Here is a 7,219-nt window from a genome sequence, read left to right on the forward strand (position 1 = left end):
GGCACGCCTCCGGGCACGCGCCGGGCGACAGGGCGGCGCCCGCCGCCGAGACGTCCGCGCCCTGGTGCGGCGAGCCGAGCGTGACGATCCGCCGGGCCTTGCGCGCGCCGCCGTGGTCGCGGGCCCACAGCCGCGCGACGACCCCGCCCGCCGAGTAGCCGACGACGTCCACCGAGGGCGCGCCGCCGCGCAGGAGGGCGTTGATCCTGCGGTCCAGCGAGCCGGCCTGTTTCCGCAGGTCACCTGTGCCGTCGCCGGGCGGCAGGACGATCGTGGCGCGGCGGCCGGCGCGTTCCAGCCGCCGCGCGAGGACGGCGAGCCCGTCCGTCCCGCCGCCGTATCCGGGGACGAGCACGACCGGGCCGGGCGCGGACTGGTCGGCGGGCGGTCCGGCGTCCCGTCCGGCGCGGGCGAGGGTGAACCGCCCGACCGCGAGCAGTACGACGACCGCCACGAGCGCCGTCATCCCGCCGACGTACCAGCGCCGCCGCGGGCTGAGTCCGGCCAGCCACCCCACGCGTCACATATACCCACAAAGCCGGACGTACCACGCTGCGTCTACGCTCCTCGCATGGCGTTCCTTCTCTCGCTGAACATCGGCGTCCCGCGCGACAACCCGTGGCAGGCCTACGGGGGCACCGGCATCGACAAGCGCCCGGTGGACGGCCCCGTCCGCGTCGAGGCGCCCGGCCCCAAGGGGACCGGCGCCGTCGGACTCGCGGGCGACCGCGTCTTCGACGTGCGCCACCACGGCGGCGACGACCAGGCCGTGTACGCCTACGCCCGGGAGGACCTGGACGCCTGGGCCGCCGACCTCGGCCGCGACGTCGCCAGCGGGTCGTTCGGCGAGAACCTCACCACCTCGGGCGTGGACGTCAACGCCGCCCTCGTCGGCGAACGCTGGCGCGTCGGCCGCGACGTCCTGCTGGAGGTGACCTCCCCGCGCATCCCGTGCCGGACGTTCGCGGGCTGGATGGACGTCCCCGGCTGGATCCGGACCTTCACCGCACGCGCGCTGCCCGGGACCTACTTCCGCGTCCTGGAACCGGGGGACATCGCGGCGGGCGACGCGATCACCGTCGAGGACCGCCCGTCGCACGGCGTGGACGTCCGGACGGTGTTCCGCGCGCTGACCCTCGAGTCCGAACTCCTCCCCCGCCTCCTGGACGCCGGCGACGCCCTCCCGGCGCATCTCCGGGAGAGGGCCGAACACCGACTTTCCCGATCGGAATGATTGGCCTGCCCACCGGGTTGCTTCGTCCCAAGGAGTAGACCGAACGCAGAGGAGCGGTACATGCAGTCGACGGCGATCGTGGTTCGCGAGCAGGGCGGCCCGGACGTGCTGCGGCCCGAGCAGGTGGACGTTCCCGACCCCGGAGAGGGCCAGGCCCTCGTCGAGGTCGCGTACGCCGGGGTCAACTTCCTCGACATCTACCAGCGCGAGGGCCGCTACCCGATGGAGCTGCCGTACGTGCCGGGCGGCGAGGGCTCCGGACGCGTCGTCGCGGTCGGCGAGGGCGTCACCGAGGTGAAGGCCGGCGACCGCGTCGCGTGGGAGAGCGTCCCCGGCTCGTACGCCCGGCACGTCGTCGCGCCCGCCGCGCGGCTGCTGCCCGTCGCCGACGGCGTGGACGACGCGCAGGCCGCCGCACTCCCCCTCCAGGGCCTCACCGCGCACTACCTGGCGACCGAGTCGCACCCCGTCCGCGCCGGGGAGACCGTCCTGGTGCACGCGGGCGCGGGCGGCACGGGACTGGTCCTGACGCAGGTGCTGAAGATCCTCGGCGCGACCGTCGTCACCACGGTCTCGACCGAGGAGAAGGCGAAGCTGTCCCGCGCGGCGGGCGCCGACCACGTCCTGGTCGGCTACGACGGCTTCGACGAGCGCGTCCGCGAGCTGACCGGCGGCGCCGGCGCCCACGCCGTGTACGACGGGGTCGGCCTCACCACCTTCGACCGCTCCCTCGCCGCCGTCCGGCCGCGCGGGACGCTCGTCCTGTTCGGCGGGGCGAGCGGCCCCGTCCCGCCGGTGGACCCGATGCGGCTCAGCGCCGCGGGCTCGATCAAGTTCACCCGTCCGACGCTCATGCACTTCGTCGCCGACCCCGCCGAGCTGCGCGCCCGCTACCGCGACGTCGTCGAGTGGGCGGCGCAGGGCCGCCTGACCCTCCGCGTCCACGGCGAGTACCCGCTGGAGGAGGCCGCCCGGGCCCACCGCGACCTCGCGGGCCGGGGCACCACCGGCAAGCTCCTCCTGCGCACCGCCTGACCCGCGCGGCCCCCTCGGAGGGCGGACGGGCGCTACTCCCCGTCCGCCCCTCCGAGCAGGTCCCAGCGGTTCCCCGCGATGTCGAGGAACACCGCGACCCGTCCGTACGGCTCGTCCCGCGGCTCCGACACGAACCGCACTCCCGCCGCGGCCATCCGCGCGTACGCCGCGTCGAAGTCGTCCACCCGCAGGAAGAACCCGACCCGCCCCGCCACCTGGTCCCCGACCGCGCCGCGCTGCCGCTCCCCGTCGGCCCGCGCGAGCAGCAGCCCCGTCCCGCCTCCCGCCGGACGGACCACCACCCACCGCTTGGGACGCCCGTCGTTCGTGACCGCCGGAGAGTCCTCCACCAGCTCGAACCCCAGCACTCCGGTGAAGAACTCGATCGCCGGGTCGTACTCCTCGACCACCACCGTCACAAGATCAATCCGCATCCGCCGATCGTAAATCCGCTTGCCCGGCCCGCCCTTCGCCGGTTCTCATGCTGGGGATGACTCCCATGCACGCCGACGAGGCGACCATCACCGCGGAACTCGTCCGCCGTCTGGTGGGCGAACAGTTCCCCGCGTGGGCCGACCTGCCGATCGGACGCGTCGAGTCGTCCGGGACGGTCAACGCGATCTTCCGGCTGGGCGAGACCATGTGCGTCCGCCTCCCCCGCACCAAGGGCGGCGTGAAGGCGCTGCTCAGAGAGCAGGAGTGGCTGCCGCGCCTGGCGCCGCTGCTGCCCGTGCCCGCCCCGGAGCTGCTCGGCCGAGGAAGGCCGGGCGACATCTTCCCCTGGCCGTGGTCGGTGCACGGCTGGCTGGACGGCGCGCACCCCGCCCCCGACGCCGCCGCCGACATCGCTACAGACCTGGCAGAGCTGGTCGCCGCGTTCCGGCGGGTCCCGCTCCGGGACGGCCCGGCGTCCTACCGGGGCGGAACCCTGGCGAACGTGGACGCCGCGACACGCGCGGCCATCGCAGACCTCGAAGCCGACCTGGACACCGCGCTCGCGACGGCGCTGTGGGACGAGTCGGTCGGCGCCCCCGCCTGGGACGGCCCGCCGTCTTGGGCCCACTCCGACCTGCTGCCCGCCAACCTGCTGGTCGCGGACGGCCGGCTCACCGGCGTCCTCGACTTCGGCACCGCCGGGCTGGGCGACCCGTCCTGCGACCTGATGCCCGCCTGGACGGTCCTCTCGGCGGACGCGCGCGGGACCTTCCGCGAGGCGGTCGGCGTGGACGACGCGTCCTGGCTTCGCGGACGCGGCTGGGCCCTCTCCATGGCGCTGCTCGGGCTCCCGTACTACCGCGAGAGCAACCCGCCCTTCGCCGCCATGTGCCGCCGCACGATCGACGCCGTGCTCACGGACGCGGACGGCTGAAGGCGGACCGCCACCGGGCGGGGCGGACGGTCAGGGCCAGCGGTAGGGGGTGTCGGGGGTCGGGATGTGCTGCGGCATGTAGCACATGGTGGTCACGTGCTCGTCCTTGCAGGTCAGGCAGAGGTAGGTGCGGTGGCCGCGCAGGCCCCGCTCGCGCTCCAGGCACGGCGGGCAGCCGCACGGGGACCAGCCGACGATCACGCGGCCGGGCCCCAGGCGGTGCCCGCGCGGGCACAGGAACGGCACGTGCTCGGACGTCATGCCGAACACACTAATCGAACATACAATCGAAAATCACCAGCGGCCCGGCATATCCCCCACCGGGCCGCCCCAGGTCACCGGACCGCCGGGCCCACCAGGCCGTGCAGGTCAGCGGATCTGCGGATCAGCGGGTCAGCGGGTCAGCGGGTCAGCGGGTCCAGCGGGGGTCGCGGCCGGAGAGGGCCAGGACGCGCTCGAACACCGGCGCGGACGCGTCGACCTCCACCGGATCGGCGAACCCGCCGTACCGCCGGTAGATCTCGGCGTTCTCCTCGACCACCGACAGGACGAACGCGGCGGCCTCGTCCGAGATCGCGAACGTCTGGCCGGTGGAGACGGCGACGTCCCAGCCGTGCACGGCCATCTCCTTGATCACCATGCCCGCGATCCCCGCGGCGGGGACCGACATCTCCCCCAGGTCGATGTCGCCCTCCCAGACCTCCGGGTCGGCCCAGGCGGCGACGGCGCGGTCGAGCTGGACGGCGTAGGCGGCGGCCCACTCGGGGTCGGCGGTGAAGTCCCGCTCGACCAGCTCCTCCGGCAGCGCCTCCCGGCGCGCCCGGTGCTCCAGGCCGTGCGAGGTGTACAGGACCCAGTGGTTCACCAGCGTCCGCAGGTCGAAGTCGGCGCACGTCGTGGAGTCGTCCCAGTGGCCGGCGGGGACGTGGCGGGCGACGCGCGCCGCCTCGGCGGCGCATTCCTTCATGTGGCTGTGCAGGTCCTTCATGACGATCACGCTAGAGGCCCCGCCACCTGCCGTTCTTGGAGATTCGCGACAGCTAGGGTTGGGGGGTGGAGAACGTGGCACGCGGCGTCCTGTACCCGGCGCGGCACGTGGCGGCGGTCGAGACCCGGCGGCACGACCCGTCCCCCGAGGCCGCCCGGTTCGTGGAGCTCTACTGGCACGTGCGGTGGCGGGTGGACGGGCCGCACGACAGCAAGGTCCTGTCGTACCCGAGCGTCCACCTGGTCTTCGAGGCGGGCGGGCCCCTGGTCTACGGGGTCGTCCGCGACCTGTTCGTGCGGCGCCTGGAGGGCGAGGGCCAGGTGCTCGGGGTGAAGTTCCGGCCGGGCTGCTTCCGGCCGTTCGCCGGCGGCCCGGTGAGCGACCTCACCGACCGCAGGGTCCCGGCCGCCGAGGTCTTCGGCCCGGAGGTCACGGCCCTCGGCGAGCGGATCATGGCGGGCCGCGAGACCGCCCGGCTCGCCGCGCTCGCCGAGGAGTTCCTGCTGGCCCGGCTCCCCGAGCCCGACCCGGTCGCCGCCGAGGTCGCCGGGATGGTGGAGCGGATCACCGCGCGCCCCGACCTGGTCCGCGTCGACCAGGCCGCCGACGTCCTGGGCGTGTCCACCCGCACGCTGCAGCGGCTGTTCGCCGAGTACGTCGGCGTGACGCCCAAGTGGGTGATGCGCCGCGCCCGGCTCCAGGAGGCCGCCGCCCGCGCGGAGGCCGGCGACGGCGTGGACTGGGCGGACCTCGCCGTCGACCTCGGCTACTTCGACCAGGCGCACCTGGTCCGGGACTTCACCGCCACGGTCGGGGTGCCGCCCGCCCGCTACGCTCGCGGCGTCTGATCAGGGACGGGCGCCCGATCGGGAACAGGCGCGAGGAGGGGGACGCATGGTCCGGGCCGGACTGACGGTCGACAAGATCGTCCAGGCGGCGGCCGAGATGGCCGACGAGGTGGGGATCGAGAACGTGACGGTCTCGGCGCTCGCGCGCCGCTTCGGGGTGCGCGACGCGAGCCTCTACTCGCACATCCGCAACCTGGCCGAGCTGCGCCGCCGGGTCGCGCTCCAGGCGGGCGACGAGCAGGCCGAGCGGATCGCCGAGGCCGTCGCCGGACGCGCCGGACGCGACGCCCTGGTCGCCTTCGCCGACGCCTACCGCGACTACGCGCGCGAGCATCCCGGCCGGTACGCCGCGATGCAGATCCCGGTCGAGCCGGACGCGGCGCGGGGCTCGCGCGGCGTGGAGGTCACGGCCGCGATGATGCGCGCCTACGCCCTGCCCGACCCCGACCTCACCGACGCCGTCCGGCTGCTGCGCAGCACCTTCCACGGCTTCATCTCCCTGGAGGCCAACGGTGCCTTCGGGCACCCCCGCGACGTCCAGGCGTCCTGGGAGAAGGCCCTCGAGGCCCTGCACCGGATCCTCACCACCTGGCCGACCGGCGACGACGGCGGCCGGGCCCGGCGCGACGGCGGAGAACGCCGCGGCGCCGGACCCGGCCCGGAGCCGGAAGCGGCGTCGGACGAGGAGAGGGAGTAGCGGGCGGAGCCACCAGAAGGCTCCGCCGGGTCAGTGGTCGCGGGACGTCACCAGGCGGGCCAGCTCGCGCAGGTGCTCCGCGGCGGCGCCCGTCGGTTCGGCGGCGTCGAGCTCGGCCAGCGCCTCCGCGACCATCTCGGCGGCGTGCCCGCGCGTCCAGTCCCGGCCGCCGGCGGCCTCGACGAGCTCGGCGGCCCGGGCCCGTTCGGCGTCCCCGAGCGGACGGTCCTGGTGGTAGAGCGCGGCGAGCTCCGCGCCCGCCGGCGTGCCCGAGGTGAGGGCCGCGACGACCGGCAGCGACTTCTTGCGGCTGCGCAGGTCGGAGTGGGCGGCCTTGCCGGTGGTGGCCGGGTCGCCCCAGATGCCGAGCAGGTCGTCCACGAGCTGGAAGGCCAGCCCGAGCCGGTGCCCGAACGCGGTGAGCCGGGCCGTCTGCTCGGCCGTCCCGCCGCCGTAGATCGAGCCGAGCGCGCAGGACGCGCCGATCAGCGCGCTCGTCTTGCGGTCGGCCATCCGGACGCACTCGGGCAGCTCGACGTCGGTGCGCCGCTCGAACGACATGTCGCTGGACTGGCCCTCGACCAGCTCCAGCACCGCCCGGGTGAGCACCACGACGCCGTCGCCGCGCCCGGCGAGCAGCTCCAGCGCGCGGGCGAGCAGCGCGTCCCCGGCGAGGATCGCCGCGCCCGCGCCGAACACGTTCCACGCGGTCGGCCGGTGCCGCCGGGTGAGGTCGCCGTCCATCACGTCGTCGTGCAGCAGCGAGAAGTTGTGCACCAGCTCCACCGCGACGGCGGCGGGCACCGCGGCCTGCGCCGTTCCGCCCACCGCCTCCGCGCACAGCAGGGTGAGCGCGGGCCGCAGCACCTTGCCGCCGTCCGCGCGGGCGGGGCGGCCCTGCGCGTCCTCCCAGCCGAAGTGGTAGGCCGCGATGCGGGCCATGGAGTCCGGCATGCCCTCCACGGTGTCCCGGAGCGCGGGACCGATCAGGTCACGCGCCCACGCGAGCGTCCGCCCCGCCGCGGCCGCGTCGCCCGCGGGTCCGTCC

The 7,219-nt window shown here is 75.2% G+C and carries 10 protein-coding genes; 5 read left to right on the forward strand and 5 right to left on the reverse strand.

Translation table 11 applies throughout. The features are described from left to right. Positions 1-517 (reverse strand): esterase/lipase family protein (locus tag DZF91_RS13620; protein ID WP_199486615.1); only part of this gene is annotated, 517 nt, incomplete at its 3' end. 54 nt (positions 518-571) lie between these two features. On the opposite strand from DZF91_RS13620, the gene DZF91_RS13625 reads away from it, so the two are divergent. After that, positions 572-1,234, forward strand: a complete 663-nt coding sequence (locus DZF91_RS13625; protein WP_117357841.1) for an MOSC domain-containing protein — start codon at positions 572-574, stop codon at positions 1,232-1,234. 60 nt (positions 1,235-1,294) lie between these two features. Then, positions 1,295-2,269, forward strand: coding sequence for a quinone oxidoreductase family protein (locus DZF91_RS13630; protein WP_117357842.1), 975 nt, complete (start codon positions 1,295-1,297; stop codon positions 2,267-2,269). Between the two features lie 32 nt (positions 2,270-2,301). Here the strand turns inward: DZF91_RS13630 and DZF91_RS13635 are convergent, their stop codons facing one another. Further along, positions 2,302-2,703 (reverse strand): VOC family protein, encoded by a 402-nt coding sequence (locus DZF91_RS13635; protein ID WP_117357843.1) that lies wholly within the window; start codon positions 2,701-2,703, stop codon positions 2,302-2,304. A gap of 56 nt (positions 2,704-2,759) precedes the next feature. On the opposite strand from DZF91_RS13635, the gene DZF91_RS13640 reads away from it, so the two are divergent. Beyond that, complete coding sequence (locus DZF91_RS13640; protein ID WP_199486616.1) at positions 2,760-3,638, forward strand: aminoglycoside phosphotransferase family protein; 879 nt, start codon at positions 2,760-2,762, stop codon at positions 3,636-3,638. Between the two features lie 30 nt (positions 3,639-3,668). Here the strand turns inward: DZF91_RS13640 and DZF91_RS13645 are convergent, their stop codons facing one another. Then, positions 3,669-3,899 (reverse strand): hypothetical protein, encoded by a 231-nt coding sequence (locus tag DZF91_RS13645; RefSeq protein WP_147341140.1) that lies wholly within the window; start codon positions 3,897-3,899, stop codon positions 3,669-3,671. Positions 3,900-4,047: 148 nt separating this feature from the next. Beyond that, entirely contained in the window at positions 4,048-4,626 is a 579-nt protein-coding gene (locus tag DZF91_RS13650) for a TIGR03086 family metal-binding protein (protein ID WP_117357847.1), read from the reverse strand. Between the two features lie 65 nt (positions 4,627-4,691). Between DZF91_RS13650 and DZF91_RS13655 the strand changes: the two genes are divergently transcribed. Both DZF91_RS13655 and DZF91_RS13660 read left to right on the forward strand, forming a co-directional pair. Beyond that, positions 4,692-5,474 (forward strand): helix-turn-helix domain-containing protein, encoded by a 783-nt coding sequence (locus DZF91_RS13655; protein ID WP_199486617.1) that lies wholly within the window; start codon positions 4,692-4,694, stop codon positions 5,472-5,474. A 46-nt stretch (positions 5,475-5,520) separates the two neighbouring features. Beyond that, entirely contained in the window at positions 5,521-6,171 is a 651-nt protein-coding gene (locus tag DZF91_RS13660) for a TetR/AcrR family transcriptional regulator (RefSeq protein ID WP_117357846.1), read from the forward strand. Between the two features lie 30 nt (positions 6,172-6,201). On the opposite strand, the gene DZF91_RS13665 is transcribed toward DZF91_RS13660, so the two are convergent. Beyond that, on the reverse strand, positions 6,202-7,219 hold a 1,018-nt coding region (locus DZF91_RS13665), incomplete at its 5' end, for a family 2 encapsulin nanocompartment cargo protein polyprenyl transferase (RefSeq protein WP_147341141.1).

Source organism: Actinomadura logoneensis (assembly GCF_003428695.1).
GTDB classification, from domain to species: domain Bacteria; phylum Actinomycetota; class Actinomycetes; order Streptosporangiales; family Streptosporangiaceae; genus Spirillospora; species Spirillospora logoneensis.

Excerpts from the sequence above, each read along its gene's own strand:
- DZF91_RS13625 (WP_117357841.1), top strand. The coding sequence starts at position 572 with ATGGCGTTCCTTCTCTCGCTGAACATCGGCGTCCCGCGCGACAACCCG.
- DZF91_RS13630 (WP_117357842.1), top strand. The coding sequence starts at position 1,295 with ATGCAGTCGACGGCGATCGTGGTTCGCGAGCAGGGCGGCCCGGACGTG.
- DZF91_RS13635 (WP_117357843.1), bottom strand. The coding sequence starts at position 2,703 with ATGCGGATTGATCTTGTGACGGTGGTGGTCGAGGAGTACGACCCGGCG.
- DZF91_RS13640 (WP_199486616.1), top strand. The coding sequence starts at position 2,760 with ATGACTCCCATGCACGCCGACGAGGCGACCATCACCGCGGAACTCGTC.
- DZF91_RS13645 (WP_147341140.1), bottom strand. The coding sequence starts at position 3,899 with ATGACGTCCGAGCACGTGCCGTTCCTGTGCCCGCGCGGGCACCGCCTG.
- DZF91_RS13650 (WP_117357847.1), bottom strand. The coding sequence starts at position 4,626 with ATGAAGGACCTGCACAGCCACATGAAGGAATGCGCCGCCGAGGCGGCG.
- DZF91_RS13660 (WP_117357846.1), top strand. The coding sequence starts at position 5,521 with ATGGTCCGGGCCGGACTGACGGTCGACAAGATCGTCCAGGCGGCGGCC.